Here is an 18132-nt window from a genome sequence, read left to right as displayed (position 1 = left end):
TCTTATATAAATGGCGCTGTTTGTGGTTATCGTAACCAGCGCATAACAAGGCGCTCAATGGGACGTTTAAAGTTTGGCTCGTTTCGCTGCGCTCACAATTTTAGCCAAACAGTAAACGCCTATTAGCTTGGCGTTATATTTTTCTAAGGTTCGGCATATGGAATTGGATGCAGGGGTCATAATCTCTGGTTTTGTGAATCTATTTATTATTCTTTATTTCCTATACACGGTATATAGTTATCGAGCTTACCTTTGGCATAAAACTGAAGCTATTATTACTAAGTCAGATCTAAAGATAACTTACGATGAAGGTGATATGTTCGAACCTGAAGTCGAGTATGAGTATTTCTATGACGGAAGAAAATATACTAATAACTATGTATCTGTGGCGATTGGAAGTAGCAATATAAAATCACATGCAGAACAGGTTTTAGCTATGTACGGTAAAGGCTGGAAAGTCGATGTGTATGTTAATCCGAGAAAACCTTCTAAATCTATTTTGGCTCCAGGAATAAGGATTCAACATTTAACTTTGTTAGGTGTTTTAATTTTTGGGTTCTTTTTTTGGGTTCCAGCAGGCTGGAATTTTTGGGGTTATGTTTCAGCTCAAAACTCTGCTCTTTATGCAGAAGAAGTTATTCCTATTAAATTAGATGTATCAAAAAAAGAAAAACTTGAAATTGCAGAGGCTATTAGAGATAAGCTCTTAGGCAAGAATATAAAGGCTAAAATTCAAAACGAATTTAACTATATAACGCCTATGGCAATGGATGAAGGATTTCAGCTAATAGTAAAAGAGGAACTCTTTTCAAAAGCTGTACAGGTGGTATGTAGTTTTGAGCATGCCACTTCCATAAATTACCCAAAAACAGTTACAAAAGAATGTCGTAGGCTGGTTGACAAAGAGCTGAAAAATATAACAAGTCATTAAAGCAGGACAAAAAACAGTTGGTTTTTGCTTCTTCGTCGCTTATTTTAACCAACTATTTTATTGCCTCTTAATGAGGCGTTATACGTTAAAAGGAGTTTACAGTGCTTTCTGAAATTTTTAGTGCATCGGAGCTAATAAATACATTTCTGTTAATGTTTGCAATTATATTTGCAATGTACTTTTTTATTGTTTGGAGAAGAGAAAGGCGACAAGAAGTGTCATTGAGCCGAAAAGAGCTTCAAATGCAGTATGAACAAGCGAAAATTCAAGCTGAACAATTCAAATTTCAATCAGAACAAATAAATAGAAATACAGAACAAAGAGGTGGTTACGTTAAAATTGAGCTACCAGACGAACACAAGTCTATGTTTCAAGATTTCCTCAAAGGTTTTGAGGACTTTGCTTCTTTAAAAGGTTACAAAGTTTCATTTTCTTCTTATTCAGATGAATCTAATTCTTTTAGTTTTAAGTTTACTATTTCTGAATCAGGTGTTTCTGTGAGCACTGAAAAAGTTCAAAGCGATTTTTATGATTACATCCAAAAAATAGAATCAGGTAATCCATTGGATGATTTGCCTGTAATTAATACGCCAGAGCAACATGATCTGCTACTGACAAAACTAAAGAATAGAATAAGCTTCTTACAACATAATTATAACCTGTCACAAAATGCTGTTGAGTATTACGAACGCTTGTTAAAAACTTCACCTCTAAATGTAGGCTTTAATACCCCCCCTTCAGTTATTGTACAAACAGGAGGAACATTAGATGCACCCACTTATCAAGCTAACGGTTCAAGTAATTTAGTACAAGGGAGTGGATCAAATGTTACAACGATAAATACTGATAACTCTATTAAAATTGCTGACTCTTTTAATGGAAGAAAAGAGCAAATAGATAGTTTGGAACAATTAATAAGCCTTCTAAATAATGAAAAAAATTCATTATCATCAAGTGCCTCCATTGAGCTAGAGAAGGTCAAAAGTGAGCTTTCAGAGGAAAAAGAACCGGATAAAAATAGAGTTGAAAAGTGGTTAAACAAAGCTTCTGGGTATTTAAAAACGGCTAAAAAGTCTAAAGCCGTCTTTGAACAGGCGAAGGAAGTGTACACCTCTTTTAATTTACCTGGGTTAGCTGAGTCATTTAGCTCATTGGTTGGTTAAAACGTATAACAAGTTACTTAAACGGACGCTAAACAGTTGGCTAGTGCTCGTTCCTCGCCATTTTAGCCAACAATTTCGCGCCGCTTAGTAAGGCGTTAGGGTTCAAGGATAGATGGCACTTTTATTTATAATTCCGGTTGTTTTTTTGATCGTGTTGATACAGCAATATTTCATCTTAAAAAAAATAATTCGACCGAAGGAAAAGTATTCGACCGCGCATAAATTTAGTTTGGTTTGTTTTGCACTATTTTTTTTGATCAATGCGTTTCTAGTATTTGTTGTAATCTATTGTGCATTCAATGGTGGAGGTGGGGGAAGTTGTAGCGGTTTTTGGTTTATTTATATATATGTAAGTCCAATCATTGCTTTCACTTTCATATTTATAGAAATGTTCTATTTTGCAACCCTTCCAAGTCAAGAAGTAGATGAACCCTAACAAGCAATTAAACAGGGACAAAATACAGTTTTCTGTTTCGTTCCTCAACATTGTAGCAAACTTTATTTTGCCCATTAATTGGGCGTTAGAACGCATGAAATATTTTGTACTTATTTTCTTTATTACCTTTAGCATCTCGTGGAGTGTGCTGGCTGATCATGTAGATTTACCTGAAAATACAAGCGAACTGGAAATTATGTTGACGGAACAATTTCCGAAAAGAACTGCGTCAAATCTAGTTCAAGAGCATTTTGAATCAATGGGCTTCATATGTGAGTACAAAAAGGGTAGATACTACATAGCTCGTACTAGTACCACACAAAAAGGCAAATACTTATACTGTGACCAACGCGTCAAATCAGGCGTTGTATCCAAACGGTGGCAACTTACCTTTGTGCTTACTGATTTAAATGAAATTAACAATATACATACCAACTTCACAGTGTACTCAGAAAAAACGCAACCGCATCTTGCCACTACAGATAGTGGAAGGCCTGGACAATATAGATTACTTGAGAGTAATGATGATGCTATTTGTACATCAATCTCAAAAGTTATAGAAACATCTCTATCGAAAAACGGAGAACTTAATTTCACCAAGCATAAGTACAAGCCACCATGGCATGATATTGATCTACAGTCAGATTTACCGCCATCCCAATTTTCCGTCTTTGATATTGATAATGATGGGCACAAAGAACGCGTACTTAGAGTTGCATGGTCACTTGGTGGAATATATACCCATGCTCTTTATATTCAGCGTAATAGTGAACTAAATAATGAGCTACCAACTGATAAAGGCGCCTTTCTTGATATTTTGAAAACTACCCCTGAGATCAAGCTAATGAACGATGCGTCGTTAATTAAGCGCCGAAAAACGGAATATGGCCCACATTGGCAAGCTTGGTGGTTATCTGGACATATTAAGATCGAGTCAATTGAGCTAGATGATGAAATATACCTTATTGCTTGGAAATATGATGTTAAACCGAATAATCTTGCTACCACATATGCTTTTCAGGTAAAACCAAGTATGGCAATTAAGGATATGTGCATGTTTGCACGAGTTTGTACATGTGGTGGTTGCACTGGACGTGAGAGTATAATTGAAAAAAGGCTTTTACCTGCTCAAAACTATTGCAAAATGCATTGATGAAGCTCAAAACATATTTACAGAGTCTAATGCGTTCTAACAAGTCATTCAAAAGGACAAAAAACAGTTGGCTTTTGCTCCTGCGTCGCATATTTTAGCCAACAGTTTTTCGTCTCTTAATGAGGCGTTAGCTGCCTTTTTAAATTCTGGAGTTTTATGTACATCCCAAAAAATGTAAAAATGAATGATAAATCTGATATTCATGATTTTATAGATGAGTTTGGTTTTGGTGTCATTGTGTCTAGTTCACTTACTGGGACTCATCTTCCATTTGTCTTACATCGAACAGAAGGTGAACATGGAGTTCTTTATACTCATTGCGCTAAAGCTAATTCTCACTGGAACGAGCTTAATGGAGAAAATGCTTTAATTATATTTTCTGGTCCTCATAGCTATGTATCCCCTAACTGGTATGCTCAATCGCCTGCCGTACCAACTTGGAACTATGCATCTGTACATGTATATGGAAAAGTTTCATTGTTAAGTGACAGCCAAACGCTAGAAGTTGTAGAGGAAGTTGTTCATAAATATGAACCTGAACTTCTAGTTAAGCGAGACGTAATAACTAACGAGTTTAGGGATAAGCTACTTTCCGGTATTGTTGGCTTTAAAATCGAATTATCAAATATTGAAGGTAAGCTAAAACTGGGACAACAAAGAAAACTAGAAGATCAGATTGGTGTTTATAATGCTCTTAAAAGTTCTAAAGACCTAGGTGCTCGGAGTTTAGCTCAATATATGGAAAAGCTGTCACTGGGTATAGGCAGGTAAAAAGCTGTTCAAGCGGGACTGCTAACAGTTGGCTCAGTTTCGCTTCGCTACACATTTTAGCCAACAATTATCAGCCCCTTAACAGGGCGTTAGCTATTCAATCAAGGATGAGTATGCATTCTAAAATTTTAACTGTTCTTACTTTATTATTTTCATTTAATTCAATTGCGGGTGTTTCAATTACTACAGTCAATAACTCTGAAGATGAATTAAAAATTAAACATGAACTTGAATTACTTCAAAAAACTCATGATTTATCACCTTGGATTATTACAGATACTATTGAAGTTGATGAAAAAGCAAGAACCCCTAGAAGCCACCCTGTGCTAACGATGAGTACACAGGAAGAATACCTCAATAACGATATTAAGCTGCTTTCTTCATTTCTACATGAACAATTTCATTGGCATGTAATTAAAAATGGGCGCGGAAGTAAATCTGAATTCAGAGCAGCTATAAAGGCTGAATTTCCTAATGTACAATTTGAGCGCCCGTTTGGTAGTGGTACAGAGGGTGGTACCCTAAGTCATATAATTGTTTGTTATCTAGAATATATAGTACTATCAGAGCTTATTGGTAAAGAACGTGCCATTAAAAATATATCTACAAATGAATATTATATATGGGTTTATCAAACTATCCTTAATCCAACAAACCATGGCAAACTGGACAGGCTTGTTCAAAAATTTGGTTTAGGGTTTGGTGTTAAGAATAGCTAACAAGGCAATCAAGCGGGACTGATAATATTCCAGCAATACTCATCACAATTTGTGTGGTAGCTTTTATTGCTATTAAATATTATTTCCCAGATTTAAAGCTACATGACATTATCGAACCAGATCAAAATCGTAGTTTAGAAATCAGTATTCCTATTTCCGAACTTAACATTGCTAATTCAGACGAATATGAAAAGGCAATTAAAACTTATCAGTTTAAAACTGAACATTTAGTTAAGCTCGATTATGCAAGATTTTGCTGATATCGTTATTAACTATGTTTATATGTTTAATGACGAAGATAAGATTAGTGTCGAACTTAAAGCATATAAGTTAAAACCACGATATCATGTTGTTATTAAGAGAGTTTCTAATGATGTGTTTGCACATTTGGCGTACTATCAAGCTAACAAGTAATTCAAGCGGGACTGCTAACAGTTTGCTTGGTTTCGCTCCGCTTCACATTTTAGCAAACTATTAATCAGCCCCTTATTAGGGCGTTAGCTTTCAATTAGAGACTGGAGTGTATTATGGATTTACTGTCTTCAGAATATTTCAAAATCATTGACTTAATAAGTCAATATGACGGCCATTTAATGATCATTAAAGGCTGGTCTATCACTGTAGGAATGGCTCTTATTGGATATGCATTTCAACAAAAGAAGAAATCAATTTTACTTCTTTGCATAGCTAGCTCTATTTGTTTTGCTTTTGTTGATGCTAAGTTTAAAGAATTTCAGGTAAGTTATTATCCAAGATTAGAAATGATCGAAGAGTGCAAACAGTTTGAAACTAAAAATGCCTTACAAAAACCAACATCTAAAACTGAAATTTTATCAACTTGCACCCCGTTACAGATAAATGGTTCATGGCATAGAAGCAAGGAATGGTATGGTATATTTTTCCAATTTGGTAAATTAAACGTTTTATTACCACATTTTGTTTTAGTTATTTTGGCATTTTTCTTATATATGAAACCTGCCTACCTCAGAGCAGATGAAAGCTAATAAGTCGTTAAAGCAGGACAAATAACAGTTGGCTTTTGCTCCTGCGTCGCTTATTTTAGCCAACTATTATTTGCCTCTTAATGAGGCGTTAGCTGCCTTGTGGAGTTTGGTTAAATATGGACGTATTGCATAATCCAGGATTTATATTTTCTGCTTGGCTAATATTTGCATTAATAGTGCTTTTCTTTGATCAAAGGATAAAGCGTAAAATCTGGGCATCGAGAGGTGGCAATAACTTACGAATTTTTCAACATCGCTATAAATCGTTTCGTGAGTTTAATCATCGTTTTAATGTCCTTTTTTATTTGGAGCTATTTAGCTCTGGTAAAATGCATACTGTTAAAAATTCAGTTCAAAAATCGCTTTTAATAAAATTGCGCATAACTACATTATGTTTTTTAATTAGTTTTGTTCTGTTATTGGTGACAATAGACATTTTAAGTGTAGTCGACAGCTAACAAGTAATTAAACAGGGACTTAAAACAGTTTGTTGTTTTTCGTTCCTCAAAATTTTAACAAACTATTTTATTGCCTCTTAATGAGGCGTTATACAACTACGGATAGCTATGAGCATGGCAAACGCTTTTATTCCTGAATCCTTTGAGCCACCGATGCTTTTTGATAGTAAAAATTTTCATTTCAGAGTTCTTGATGAAAATGTTGCGGAGTTAGACTTTGAAGCAGTGATGTATAGTCAAAAAAGGCTACAAGGAATATTTGGCCCTGAATCTGAGTGGCCTAAAAGTAATATGACACTCGAAGAAAATATAGAAAGCTTAAAGGTTCATAAACAGGAATTTGAATCAAGGGATGCTTTCGCTTATTCCGTGTTTAACAGCTCAAAGGAAAAATGCCTAGGCTCTGTTTATATAGACCCAAGCCAATCATCAAATTATGATTGTGAAGTCTACTTATGGATTCGAGATGAGAGTATTGCTCAGGATAAGGAGCTTTATCTAATTGTCAGAAACTGGCTTCAAGCCAAGTGGCCTTTTCCTAATATTGTATTTCCTGGTAGGTCTATTTCTTGGGAAAGCTGGGCTAATGAGTTAATAGTTGTATAATAAGCTGTTCAAGCGGGACTGCAAAAGTTTGGCTCGGTTTCGCTTCGCTACACATTTTAGCCAAACATTATCAGCCCCTTAAATGGGCGTTAGGTGTAAGGGAGTATGCGTTCTACTTTTATAGTTCTAATCACGACTTTATTACTTTCGAGTTGTTACGACACGAGAAGTATTAACGAATATTACGATACGTGTATTGCATTAAAGCAACCAATCACACTCGATAATTTAGAGTCATTATTTGGCAAGGTACATCGAATCGATGGAACAGATAAAAAAGCATCTCTTCATTTGTTCTTGCCACATAAAGATTACGTAATGGTTCATAGTTCGTTTATACAAGCAAAGGTTAACTTTCAAAACCAAATTGTAGGTTTAAAGTGCGCAGAAGATAAAGACGTATTTTAAGCAACTTACACCTAACAAGTCGTTAAAGCAGGACAAATAACAGTTGGCTTTTGCTCCTGCGTCGCTTATTTTAGCCAACATAGTATTTGCCCCTTAATTGGGCGTTAGCATCACAAGGATTTGATGAAAGGTTATGGCTTCAAAAATTAGAGTTTTTTCTTTGCCCCTTATGTTATTCACGATGTGTTCATGTTCTACATCGGCACCAATTGTTGTACATGACCAATACGGTGAGATGAGTGCCGATAATGAACTGTTTCGCAAAGAAGCGAGAGATTGTGCGTTACAAGCTAGAGAAAGTGTTACTGGCACTTCATTAGACAAAAATTCACATAAGGAAGATGTAACCGTTGCTAGTGTCCAGTTATTATCATTTTTTAGCGGTAATGCTTCATGTCTTAAATCTAAAGGTTGGCACATTAAAGAGTAATGCTAACAAGTCAATCAAGTGGGACTGGTAAAGCTTGGCCCGGTTTCGCATTGCTACATATTTTAGCCAAGCATTACCAGCCCATTATTGAAGAGGTAAAAGCTTAGTATAGTTGGCTGAAATAGACTCATTGATGTTCACAAAGTATTTATAAGCTATGGTTTTTATTTTCTATTATAGTTATGATTGCCTAGCAATTTAGGATTAACAACGAAATGGATTTTGGCTGACCCAATACTAGTAGGGTAACTATTTAGTATCTATTCTGTTTTATTCCGAATTTCAAATATCTTAATTTTATAAAAATCAATATTAAGGCATACAATGTTTAAATATTTACGTTTATCGGGATGGTTACCTACTTTAGTTTCTATTGGACTATTGTCGGCATGTGGAGGAGGTGGCGATAGTAAAAAAACACAAGTTACACCTATAACGCCGCCAACGTATCAGATATCTGGTGGTGGTATAAAAGGACCACTTAAGAATGCCAAAGTTAGCTTATACACTTATGACCAAACTAAAAGTACGGGCTATGGTGCTTTAATTTCTGTTGGAAAAACCAATGAATTGACGGAAATTATAGATATTGAAATAACGGGGTCACTGGAAGACTTTTACATTTTATCGTTTGAATCTACGGATCAAACGATTGATATTTCTACGCAAATGCCACCAGTCATCCGCCATTTTGACACTATAGTTAGCTCTGCCGATATTATCTCAGGTCAAGCTATTTATGCTTCACCTTTGTCGCAAGTTACCCTGGCACTGGCTCAGCTTAAAGTTTCAACTGGCATGACGATAGCAGAGGCTATGAACCAGTCAAACCTGATAGTTAAATCAATTTTTGGACTTAGTATTTCAGAAAATATTGACCTATTTAGTTCTCCGTCATTATTGATTTCCAGTGCAGATTCTTTTGAAGAGCAGTTTGAGATATTTCAATTAAGAAAAGCAGTGGAAGTTTTTTCAGTTCTTTCTTTTCAGCTTTTAGAAGAATTAAATAATGCTGATATAAGTATGGACATTATTTTAGAAGGTCTTGCACATGATATTCTTGATGGCGAACTAGATGGGATAAGCATGTCCGCCGAACAGTTACCTTATAGCTTCGAACAATTAAAAATTTTTCAGCAATCAGTAAACGATTTAATAATACCAAACACTGATAATATTCAAATCAGTTCACTAATTACCTTGCTTATTGAGGAAGTGAGCCTTTTACATAGCGAAACATTAAATACAGAAAAACTGCATGCAGAAGCTAGTTTGAGTCGAAATGATCAAATTGTTTTTGTAGTTGATTATGACAATGATGGCGTTATTAATGCTATAGATGATGATGATGACAACGACGGTCATGAAGATCTCTATGATGTTTTTCCATATGATGCCACAGAATGGTTAGATACTGATGGTGATGGCATAGGCAATAATGCTGATACTGATGATGATGGCGATGGCGTTGCGGATAGTGCAGATGCTTTTCCGTTAGATGCTAGTGAATCTATTGATACTGATGGTGATGGCATTGGCAATAATGCCGATTCTGATGATGATGGTGATGGTGCTGAAGATAGTGTAGACGCTTTTCCGCTAGATGCCACAGAATGGTTAGATACTGATGGTGATGGCATAGGCAACAATGCTGATACTGATGATGATGGTGATGGCGTTGCGGACAGTACAGATGCTTTCCCGTTAGATGCTAGTGAATGGTTAGATACTGATGGTGATGGCATAGGTAATAATGCCGATACTGATGATGATGGCGATGGCGTTGCGGACAGTGCAGACGCTTTTCCATTAGATGCCACAGAATGGTTAGATACTGATGGTGATGGTATTGGCAATAATGCCGATACTGATGATGATGGCGATGGCGTTGCGGATAGTGCCGATGCTTTTCCATTAGATGCCACAGAATGGTTAGATACTGATGGCGATGGCGTAGGCAATAATGCCGATACTGATGATGATGGCGATGGCGTTGCGGACAGTGCCGATGCTTTCCCGTTAGATGCTAGTGAATCTATTGATACTGATGGTGATGGCATAGGCAATAATGCTGATACTGATGATGATGGCGATGGCGTTGCGGACAGTGCCGATGCTTTCCCGTTAGATGCTAGTGAATCTATTGATACTGATGGTGATGGCATAGGCAATAATGCCGATACTGATGATGATGGCGATGGTGTTGAAGACAGTGCAGATGCTTTTCCGTTAGATGCTAGTGAATCTATTGATACTGATGGCGATGGCATAGGTAATAATGCCGATACTGATGATGATGGCGATGGTGTTGAAGACAGTGTCGATGCTTTTCCGTTAGATGCTAGTGAATCTATTGATACTGATGGTGATGGCATAGGTAATAATGCCGATACCGATGATGATGGCGATAGTTTTCTTGACTTAAATGATGCATTTCCTCTTGACCCAAATGAATGGTTAGATACTGACGAAGATGGTATCGGTAATAACGCCGATAGTGATGATGATAATGATGGTATCTACGACAACGATGACGAATTGCCTTTGGATGCAACTGAAAGCAAAGATTTTGATAAAGATATGATTGGAGATAATGCCGACACTGATGATGACAATGATGGTATTGTTGACAGTGAAGATTACATTCATGTTGCTGTACCTAACCTGGCCCAATTTGATCCAGATGAGTTGATTAATTTTAATATTCGTGGTTTTTATACAGATGGTAGCTTACTCAGCGGTAATGAAAACTGGCACGTTCAATACTATATCTATGATGTGAATATGAATGGAGACAGAGTTCCGTTTTATACAGAAAATGGTTATTACAATGCTAATTATAATTCAACCAAAAGAGAATGGAATATCAGTTTTCCAGCGCCCAGCTATTCAAGTGATTTTTATGTAGAGTTCTCACTATATTGTTCGGCAATTATTTGTGGAAATCATGATACAAGTGATAGTGATTTTCAGAAGAAACAGAGTTATTCATTTAGGGTGAACTGCCTTGCTGAACCTTGTGGTTATCAGGCGGAACCAGAGCCAGGAACAAATATAAGTGCTAGCAAAGTATCTGATTATTTAATCGCAAATGTTGTTCAAAGTAATGGCGATATTCTCGCCGTCTATCTTGATCAGGCGGAAAATAGTTGGAAAAACTATGTGGTTAAATCTTCTAACAATGGCTATTCATGGAACAGGGTTGGCCAATTACCCAGCTACGTTTCTAATGGTAATTTGATTGAGTTATCACAAAATGGAGAGTTGTTACTTATTGGTTCATGTAGCGCTAGTTTTTGTTTATATAATTCTTCAGACGGTTCAAATTGGATAGAACAAGACCTATTTGACACCTCTACTTTTGCAAATTGCAACGTACAAAACTGTAATACTAACTATATGCATGTAAGTGATATTGTTGAAACAGAAGATGGTGCTTTAATGGTTATTTACAATAGTCGTGTTGACGGCAAAGATGTTACTTTTGCAACTAAGTCTTATGACAGGATTAGTTGGTCAAACCCAGTTAATTTATTTGGCAGTGATTATACAACTATAGTACATTCATTGATTAAAATGGACAGTCAAGGCTATGCAGCTGCGGTAGTTTCTTATGAAGATTATCTAATAACTATTTTTACGTCAGATGATGGTGAAGAATGGTTGCCTATCAAATCTTTCTCTTTTATAGACTCTGCTGATTTAGTTTATCAAGATGGTATACTGCGATTATTTTACCAACATAATTATAATATTTTTGAAGTGCACAGTAATGATTTTGTCAATTTTTCAATACCAGAAAAAATTGTAGAAAAATCATATGTCGGTTTCGGTGCCATCCCTCTAAATAACGGTGATTTCGGCGTAATTTATAATTTATATCTAAATTATCAATATGATGTTTTTTATCAGAATGTTAATTTATCGATACCATAAGTGAGTATATGTTGTATTTGTTTTAATGCTTTACTTTTATGAATTAAGTTGACTTAAGGAAAATATCACCTATTAAAATAAAGATTACTGCAGTTATGATAAAAGCGGTAAGTATGCAATTAATAACCCAAACTCTCTTTTTGAAGAAATTGTGTTTTAAATTGGCGGCCATCTTTAGGAAATCTATAAAAGTGTATTATTGACATATGGCTATAGCGACAAAATTACGAGATCATCTTAACATCGCCTTACTGACAAACTCATGCGTAGAGAATGAGATTGCTAGCGAGGCGATATTAAGGCAAGTTTACTTGTTAGTTGACGCTCCTAGGTTTTCGCAAAGTGTGGCGTTATCAATAAATAATCTTACCCAATTAATTCGATAAGATATCATTGATAATGTATGCGATGTGGTATTTAGTGACTATTAATTGATACCATTTAAGCAAAAAACATATAAATTTAATTGCTATATATTTACTATTAATAAGCCCGAGTGATTCATTTAACCTTTTGTTTTTAATTTGGTTTTAATTTTCCTGCAAAGACATTAGTAGGATGTTATATGCCTATTGGAGGCTTTGAACAATTATATGGAAATTTGCAGTATTTCCTGGGAGCAAACAATCCCGCTTCGACAAAGTGTTCTTTGGCCAAATAAGCCTCCTGAATATTGCCATGTAGATGGTGATCATGATGCAATGCACTTTGGTGCGTTTGCTAATGACGAACTTGTTTGTGTTGCTTCTGTATACTTAAAGTCAGGTAAAGCGCGCTTGCGTAAGTTTGCGACTAAAACTGATTATCAAAGCAAAGGCATTGGCTCTCAAATGTTAAAGTTTATTCTTCACAAACTTAATAACACAGGTGCAAAAGTTTTTTGGTGTGATGCTAGAGAATCAGCTTTAATCTTTTATCAGCGTTTTGGTATGAAATCACACGGGGAGCGCTTTTATAAGGCTAATATTCCTTACTTCAAAATGGAAGTTGCTTTATAGTAAATTTAAAACGGTATATAACAAACTGCTCAAGCGGGACAAATAACAGTTGGCTGGTTCCGCTTTGCATCACATGTTAGCCAACTACAATTTTCCCCATAATAGGGTGTTATTGTATTGCTGAGGATGGAGTTCAGTGGAAGGTAAAGCTGTAAAAATTCGACGTGGCTTAATCTTAATTAAAGGGTTTATGGTTCTTGTAATTGTTATGCAAGCAGTGCAATTTTATCAAACCAACATAATGGATTTAGGCGCAATTACTGGCACTGTTGGTGTTTTATCACTGCTGCGCGGACTGCTTTTATCTCCATGTTTGTTAACTGTTCCATTAAGTCACTGGTTTAAATCAGATCTTAGTTTTTCAAAAGACAGCTATAAATATTTCGGTTTAGCTTTTGCATCAATAATTGTTAGTTCGTTTTAAAAATACATATAACAAGCAGTTCAAACAGGACAAATAACAGTTGGTTTTATTCGTGCCTCATATGTTTTAGCCAACTATAAATTACCAGCTAACGGCGCGTTATAGTAAAAGGTCTATTTTCGAGTAATTTGATATTTATGTTATTGCCCCTATATCAATAGTTATTATTACAATAGCAATTAATTCAGGGAGATAAGTTGTGATTGCCGAAATAATGTCTATCTTTCAACCTTCGTTGAAAAATCTAGAGAAAGCTAAGGAAAGAAAATTGGATCAAAATGAGAATGGCGACGATTCAAAGAAAAGAACTGAATTAGATAAAATATTTAAAGAAGGCCTTTCACCTAATAGCTTTAAAAAAGAAGAAGAGCCAGATAAAGATTCGCAATAACAGTTGTTCAAGCGGAACTACTAAAGTTTGGCTCGGTTTCGCTTCGCTACACAATTTTAGCCAAACATTACCAGCCCTTTATTGGGGCGTTATGCACTAAGTGGAGTTCTATGCATAAAATAAATATCAGTGATAAATTTAACTTGTTTACGGAGGAATGGACTCCAAAAGTCATCGCTGAATCAAATGGTCAATTGGTTAAAATAGCTAAAGGTAGTGGCGAACTCGTTTGGCACAAACATGATCAAGAAGATGAACTGTTTATCGTATTTAAAGGGCAGCTAACATTGCAATTAAGATCTGGCGATATTGTGTTAAATGCCGGTGAAATGTATGTAGTACCGAAAGGTGTTGAACATTGCCCTAAAGCAGAGCAAGGCACTCATTTCATGATGATAGAACCTTCATCTACAGCTCATACCGGTGAAACTCAAAGTGAGCTTACGGTATCATCAGAGCAACAAGAGTGGATTTAGTGTATAACATTTTACAGATTGCCTAGTTTCGATGCCCTACACATTTTGGCAAACTATAAAAAGCCTCTGAATATGGGCGTTATGTGTTTCGATAGTTAAGGATTATTTTAAATTTTGAGTACACCCAAAAATTTTAGAGAAAATAAATACTTGAATGAATCGGGTACAAAGACTGGAAGCTGGTTTTTGAATAGGCTTGATTATTTTCAATTTCATGAGTACCCAGAATATAAAAGGCATAAATTGATTTGTGCTCTAACTACTATTTTATTCTATTGCTTGAGTATCAAGTTTTTCTTGGTAAGCTTTCTGTTGTCGTTGCCTTTTTTATATTTATGTTATTTTACCTCAAAGACTTTATATTTATTACATACGAAAGTATGTCGTCATAATGGCTATTTTCTTTATCCTTCGAAAATTGTTGTTTTTTTCAAAGCTCGAGAAATTGAAACCGATTTAAACGATTTTGACTCTATTGCAACAATGAGCAAAAAATAATGCTGTATAAAGACTCGTAGCGAACGATTCAAGCGGAAATTCTGAAGTTTGGCTCGGTTTCACTTCACAGTTTAGCCAACTATTTTATTAGTGTTTTAGGTATATTTAATTAAAAGGAGTTTGTTTTGAATGAAATCATTGTTTGGCCAATTTCGATTGGTATTATAATTTTTTTATTTAACGTTTTACCATGGATACTAACATTGCTGTCTAATAAGGTTGAAGGTTTAGAAAAGGTTATTTGGTTTATTGCCGCATTTTTTGCTTCTTGGCTAGGGTATTTTGTATTTTATTTTATTGTGGTGAGAAATAAGCAACCTATACGTACTTCAGAAAATAAAATCTATAGAGATGTTAATGGTCGTGTGATCAAATAGATTATGTAGCCAAAATAGAGTGTCGATGCACAGCGTTGTTGCTTGCTTCTTAAGCTGTAACTTCTTGTCTTTATTTATTCTTTGAGTCATTTAAATTTCTTTTTGAAGGTTAACTTTAAAACAGGCATTGATGGTTAAGTTTTAATTATTAAATGTACTTGAGAGGAAATGTTATTTGAATAGGGTAATATTATGTCAGTAGGTATGAATGCTATATGGAGAGTTAAGCTACCGAAACAAAAACGCTGTAATCGGTGTGAATTATATACCCCAAAATCTCTAGACAAATGTATCCATTGTACTGAGTTAAACGAAGCGCAATTATTGCAACTAAAAGCGCAGCACCAAGAGTCTCTTCATGGTAATGCTATTTTTGGTAGATATTTAATATTTGGCGCTATTGTTATAGCTTTACTGCTACTCATTAATTTCTTATAACTCTATTAACAGTTAGCAGAAAAATAATTCACCAAAGCTATTACACTCGATAGTTTTTCTATGGCATTAAATTTGATGCGGTGCTTGAAAATCACTTCTAGTTATTACAGGAGTATTTATGCCTAATTACATTGATGGTTTTGTTTTTCCTATTTTAGAAAGTCAGCTAAATGAATATAAGCCTTTGGCTGAAGCAGTTGCGACTATATGGAAAGAGCATGGTGCACTTGATTATATTGAATACCTAGGTGATGACTTATCACTTGACGGGACGCGATCATTTATTGATGCAATTGATGCTAAGAAAGGGGAGGTTATTATTTTTGGCTGGGTGGTATTTGAATCGCGACAGTCACGCGATTTAGTAAACGAAAAAGTCGAAAATGATGTAAGGATGGCAGATTTGATTAATTCGTTTGATTCTGGCTTTGATGCCAAACGTATGGCATATGGCGGCTTTAAACCATTTATTAGCAAGGCTGACTAACCTTTATAGTACGTGTATTTATTAGCAAAATATTTGTTGAAAAGGAGTATTGAATGTTAGCGATAAGACCTAATTGTGAATGTTGTGATAAGGAACTTCCGGCTAACTCTAAGGAAGCTTATATTTGCAGTTATGAATGCACCTTTTGTAAAAAATGCCTTGATGAAATACTACAAAATGTTTGCCCTAATTGTGGCGGAGGACTCACTGCTAGGCCCATACGTCCGGCAACTTCTCGTCGAAAAGGTCTTGGTTTAGCCTATCAGCCAGCAGAAAAAAAGCGTACGTATAGCAAATATTCGCAAGAGGAAATATCTATTTTTTCAGAGGCTGTTAAAGATATTTCTCCTGAAGAACGATAAATTACCTTATATTAAACTTTTATGTCGATTACTTAATCTAGATACATACTACCAATAAGACGGCATGCTTATTCTATTTCGATACTAATGTCGGTTGTTGGAATGCAGCAACAAGGTAGAATTTCATCGTCGCCAACGAATGCCAATGGTTCGCCTTGCGGATAATTAATTTCACCACTTTTAAGGGCCACACGGCAAGCGCCACAAAAGCCATCACGGCAATGATAGTGTACTTCTACATCTGATGACTCTAAACATTCTAATAGGTTTTTATGTGAATCTAAGTAGATGATTTCTTGGTTGTTGACAGAGATCTTAATGGGAGTTTTGTCTTTATTTTCGGATGATGATTCTAAGCCATTAACGCTATCTGAATTCTTCGACATAATAAGTTATCCGATAACTTTAGATAGGTTAATGACTAGCACTTGATTTATATAGGTAAATCTAATTATAAATCGAAATCGTCGAAATCATCACTTGAAACTGACGAGTCAACTTGACCAACAAGGTAACTTGAGATTTCTGTTTCTTGTGGGGCAACTTGTACGTTGTCACTAACAAGGTACGCGTTCATCCAAGGTAGTGGGTTGCTTTTAATATCAAACGGTGCATCAAAACCAATAGCTGCTAAGCGCTGGTTACTAATATATTCGATGTATTGATTTAATATTTGCGCATTAAGGCCGATCATTGAGCCGTCTTTAAATAGGTATTGTGCCCATTCTTTTTCTTGTTCAACAACGTCTAAGAATATTTGCTTACCTTGGTCACGTAACTCTGTGGCAATTTCTTGCATTTCTGGATCGTCTTTACCTGACATCCAGTTGTTTAGGATGTGCTGAGTGCCGGTTAAATGTAGTGCTTCATCACGAGCAATCAACTTAATAATTTTAGCATTACCTTCAAGCAACTCACGCTCAGCAAAGGCAAATGAACAAGCAAAACTGACATAGAAACGAATAGCTTCTAAGGCATTAACAGAGCATATCGCTAAGAATAATCGCTCTTTTAATTTACGTTCACTAACTTCAATGGTTTCACCGTCAACTTCGTAGCTACCAGGACCTTGTGATTGTAGTAACTGAGTCGTAATAATAACGGCGTCAAAGTATTTTGCGATGCTTGATGCACGTTTTAATATCGCTGGGTTAACCATGATATCGTCAAATACTTCACTTGGGTCAGTAAATAAGTTACGTAAAATATGTGTGTATGAACGAGAGTGAATGGTTTCACTAAATGCCCATGTTTCTACCCAAGTTTCAACTTCTGGCAATGAAACAAGTGGCAGTAATACGGCATTAACTGAGCGCGCTGCCATTGAGTCTAGTAGCGTTTGGTATTTCAAGTTTGAAATAAAAATATGCTTTTCAGAGGCGGTCAGACTTTGCCAGTCAGCACGGTCTTTCGATACATCAATTTCCTCTGGGCGCCAGAAGAAAGATAGCTGTTTTTCAATTAACTTTTCAAAGGCAACAAAACGTTGTTGATCGTATCGTGCAACATTAACACTGTTTCCCAAAAACATTGGCTCTAACAAAGCGTTGTTAGGTGTTTGGTTAAACGTAGTGTACGACATTTATTTCTCCTTGAAATATGGCCTATGTTAGCAATATTTCGTCACTTATATGTATATGGTTATTAACTTAATTATTATAAATTT

21 protein-coding genes are annotated in these 18132 nt (G+C 35.6%); 19 read left to right on the top strand and 2 right to left on the bottom strand.

Going from position 1 to position 18132, the window contains the following annotated elements:
* Nucleotides 1-157 precede the first annotated feature (157 nt).
* The 19 genes from AC27E9_RS18950 to AC27E9_RS18860 all read left to right on the top strand — a co-directional run bounded on the left by AC27E9_RS18950 (nt 158) and on the right by AC27E9_RS18860 (nt 16466).
* Nucleotides 158-931: a DUF3592 domain-containing protein gene (locus AC27E9_RS18950; protein ID WP_487132873.1), complete on the top strand. Its 774-nt coding sequence runs from the start codon at nt 158-160 to the stop codon at nt 929-931.
* A gap of 101 nt (nt 932-1032) precedes the next feature.
* Nucleotides 1033-2094, top strand: coding sequence for a hypothetical protein (locus AC27E9_RS18945; protein ID WP_487132872.1), 1062 nt, complete (start codon nt 1033-1035; stop codon nt 2092-2094).
* 425 nt (nt 2095-2519) lie between these two features.
* Nucleotides 2520-3683, top strand: a complete 1164-nt coding sequence (locus AC27E9_RS18940; protein ID WP_487132871.1) for a hypothetical protein — start codon at nt 2520-2522, stop codon at nt 3681-3683.
* Between the two features lie 156 nt (nt 3684-3839).
* Nucleotides 3840-4454, top strand: a complete 615-nt coding sequence (locus AC27E9_RS18935; RefSeq protein ID WP_487132870.1) for an FMN-binding negative transcriptional regulator — start codon at nt 3840-3842, stop codon at nt 4452-4454.
* Between the two features lie 113 nt (nt 4455-4567).
* A complete protein-coding gene (locus AC27E9_RS18930) occupies nt 4568-5173 on the top strand; it encodes a hypothetical protein (RefSeq protein WP_487132869.1) in 606 nt (201 codons plus the stop codon).
* Nucleotides 5174-5416: 243 nt separating this feature from the next.
* Complete coding sequence (locus tag AC27E9_RS18925; protein WP_487132868.1) at nt 5417-5587, top strand: hypothetical protein; 171 nt, start codon at nt 5417-5419, stop codon at nt 5585-5587.
* Nucleotides 5588-5700: 113 nt separating this feature from the next.
* Complete coding sequence (locus tag AC27E9_RS18920; RefSeq protein WP_487132867.1) at nt 5701-6177, top strand: hypothetical protein; 477 nt, start codon at nt 5701-5703, stop codon at nt 6175-6177.
* 572 nt (nt 6178-6749) lie between these two features.
* Nucleotides 6750-7241: a hypothetical protein gene (locus AC27E9_RS18915; RefSeq protein WP_487132874.1), complete on the top strand. Its 492-nt coding sequence runs from the start codon at nt 6750-6752 to the stop codon at nt 7239-7241.
* A gap of 105 nt (nt 7242-7346) precedes the next feature.
* Nucleotides 7347-7649, top strand: coding sequence for a hypothetical protein (locus tag AC27E9_RS18910; RefSeq protein ID WP_487132866.1), 303 nt, complete (start codon nt 7347-7349; stop codon nt 7647-7649).
* Nucleotides 7650-7830: 181 nt separating this feature from the next.
* Nucleotides 7831-8079: a hypothetical protein gene (locus AC27E9_RS18905; protein ID WP_487132865.1), complete on the top strand. Its 249-nt coding sequence runs from the start codon at nt 7831-7833 to the stop codon at nt 8077-8079.
* 324 nt (nt 8080-8403) lie between these two features.
* Nucleotides 8404-12015, top strand: a complete 3612-nt coding sequence (locus tag AC27E9_RS18900) for a thrombospondin type 3 repeat-containing protein (protein WP_487132864.1) — start codon at nt 8404-8406, stop codon at nt 12013-12015.
* A 593-nt stretch (nt 12016-12608) separates the two neighbouring features.
* Nucleotides 12609-13013, top strand: coding sequence for a GNAT family N-acetyltransferase (locus tag AC27E9_RS18895; RefSeq protein ID WP_487132863.1), 405 nt, complete (start codon nt 12609-12611; stop codon nt 13011-13013).
* 136 nt (nt 13014-13149) lie between these two features.
* Nucleotides 13150-13437, top strand: coding sequence for a hypothetical protein (locus AC27E9_RS18890; protein WP_487132862.1), 288 nt, complete (start codon nt 13150-13152; stop codon nt 13435-13437).
* Between the two features lie 199 nt (nt 13438-13636).
* On the top strand, nt 13637-13828 hold the full coding sequence (locus AC27E9_RS18885; protein ID WP_487132861.1) for a hypothetical protein: 192 nt from the start codon (nt 13637-13639) through the stop codon (nt 13826-13828).
* 110 nt (nt 13829-13938) lie between these two features.
* Nucleotides 13939-14304 (top strand): cupin domain-containing protein, encoded by a 366-nt coding sequence (locus AC27E9_RS18880; RefSeq protein ID WP_487132860.1) that lies wholly within the window; start codon nt 13939-13941, stop codon nt 14302-14304.
* A 623-nt stretch (nt 14305-14927) separates the two neighbouring features.
* Nucleotides 14928-15179, top strand: coding sequence for a hypothetical protein (locus AC27E9_RS18875; RefSeq protein ID WP_487132859.1), 252 nt, complete (start codon nt 14928-14930; stop codon nt 15177-15179).
* 192 nt (nt 15180-15371) lie between these two features.
* Complete coding sequence (locus AC27E9_RS18870; protein WP_487132858.1) at nt 15372-15617, top strand: hypothetical protein; 246 nt, start codon at nt 15372-15374, stop codon at nt 15615-15617.
* A gap of 118 nt (nt 15618-15735) precedes the next feature.
* Nucleotides 15736-16104, top strand: a complete 369-nt coding sequence (locus AC27E9_RS18865) for a DUF1428 domain-containing protein (protein ID WP_487132857.1) — start codon at nt 15736-15738, stop codon at nt 16102-16104.
* Nucleotides 16105-16157: 53 nt separating this feature from the next.
* A complete protein-coding gene (locus AC27E9_RS18860; RefSeq protein WP_487132856.1) occupies nt 16158-16466 on the top strand; it encodes a DUF1272 domain-containing protein in 309 nt (102 codons plus the stop codon).
* Between the two features lie 68 nt (nt 16467-16534).
* On the opposite strand, the gene yfaE is transcribed toward AC27E9_RS18860, so the two are convergent.
* On the bottom strand, nt 16535-16852 hold the full coding sequence (yfaE, locus tag AC27E9_RS18855; RefSeq protein ID WP_487132855.1) for a class I ribonucleotide reductase maintenance protein YfaE: 318 nt from the start codon (nt 16850-16852) through the stop codon (nt 16535-16537).
* Nucleotides 16853-16917: 65 nt separating this feature from the next.
* Nucleotides 16918-18048 (bottom strand): class Ia ribonucleoside-diphosphate reductase subunit beta, encoded by a 1131-nt coding sequence (nrdB, locus tag AC27E9_RS18850; protein WP_487132854.1) that lies wholly within the window; start codon nt 18046-18048, stop codon nt 16918-16920.
* Nucleotides 18049-18132: the final 84 nt, after the last annotated feature.

The organism is Colwellia meonggei, assembly GCF_057537295.1.
The sequence above is the reverse complement of the archived record's forward strand: the minus strand, read 5'-3'. Positions and strand labels throughout refer to the sequence as shown.

What these genes read in the sequence shown, in the direction of transcription:
- AC27E9_RS18930 (WP_487132869.1), top strand. Translation starts at nt 4,568, where the DNA reads ATGCATTCTAAAATTTTAACTGTTCTTACTTTATTATTTTCATTTAAT.
- AC27E9_RS18925 (WP_487132868.1), top strand. Translation starts at nt 5,417, where the DNA reads ATGCAAGATTTTGCTGATATCGTTATTAACTATGTTTATATGTTTAAT.
- AC27E9_RS18950 (WP_487132873.1), top strand. Translation starts at nt 158, where the DNA reads ATGGAATTGGATGCAGGGGTCATAATCTCTGGTTTTGTGAATCTATTT.
- AC27E9_RS18915 (WP_487132874.1), top strand. Translation starts at nt 6,750, where the DNA reads ATGGCAAACGCTTTTATTCCTGAATCCTTTGAGCCACCGATGCTTTTT.
- AC27E9_RS18920 (WP_487132867.1), top strand. Translation starts at nt 5,701, where the DNA reads ATGGATTTACTGTCTTCAGAATATTTCAAAATCATTGACTTAATAAGT.
- yfaE (WP_487132855.1), bottom strand. Translation starts at nt 16,852, where the DNA reads ATGTCGAAGAATTCAGATAGCGTTAATGGCTTAGAATCATCATCCGAA.
- AC27E9_RS18935 (WP_487132870.1), top strand. Translation starts at nt 3,840, where the DNA reads ATGTACATCCCAAAAAATGTAAAAATGAATGATAAATCTGATATTCAT.
- AC27E9_RS18910 (WP_487132866.1), top strand. Translation starts at nt 7,347, where the DNA reads ATGCGTTCTACTTTTATAGTTCTAATCACGACTTTATTACTTTCGAGT.
- AC27E9_RS18900 (WP_487132864.1), top strand. Translation starts at nt 8,404, where the DNA reads ATGTTTAAATATTTACGTTTATCGGGATGGTTACCTACTTTAGTTTCT.
- AC27E9_RS18895 (WP_487132863.1), top strand. Translation starts at nt 12,609, where the DNA reads ATGGAAATTTGCAGTATTTCCTGGGAGCAAACAATCCCGCTTCGACAA.
- AC27E9_RS18880 (WP_487132860.1), top strand. Translation starts at nt 13,939, where the DNA reads ATGCATAAAATAAATATCAGTGATAAATTTAACTTGTTTACGGAGGAA.
- AC27E9_RS18940 (WP_487132871.1), top strand. Translation starts at nt 2,520, where the DNA reads ATGAACCCTAACAAGCAATTAAACAGGGACAAAATACAGTTTTCTGTT.
- AC27E9_RS18870 (WP_487132858.1), top strand. Translation starts at nt 15,372, where the DNA reads ATGTCAGTAGGTATGAATGCTATATGGAGAGTTAAGCTACCGAAACAA.
- AC27E9_RS18905 (WP_487132865.1), top strand. Translation starts at nt 7,831, where the DNA reads ATGTGTTCATGTTCTACATCGGCACCAATTGTTGTACATGACCAATAC.
- AC27E9_RS18865 (WP_487132857.1), top strand. Translation starts at nt 15,736, where the DNA reads ATGCCTAATTACATTGATGGTTTTGTTTTTCCTATTTTAGAAAGTCAG.
- nrdB (WP_487132854.1), bottom strand. Translation starts at nt 18,048, where the DNA reads ATGTCGTACACTACGTTTAACCAAACACCTAACAACGCTTTGTTAGAG.
- AC27E9_RS18860 (WP_487132856.1), top strand. Translation starts at nt 16,158, where the DNA reads ATGTTAGCGATAAGACCTAATTGTGAATGTTGTGATAAGGAACTTCCG.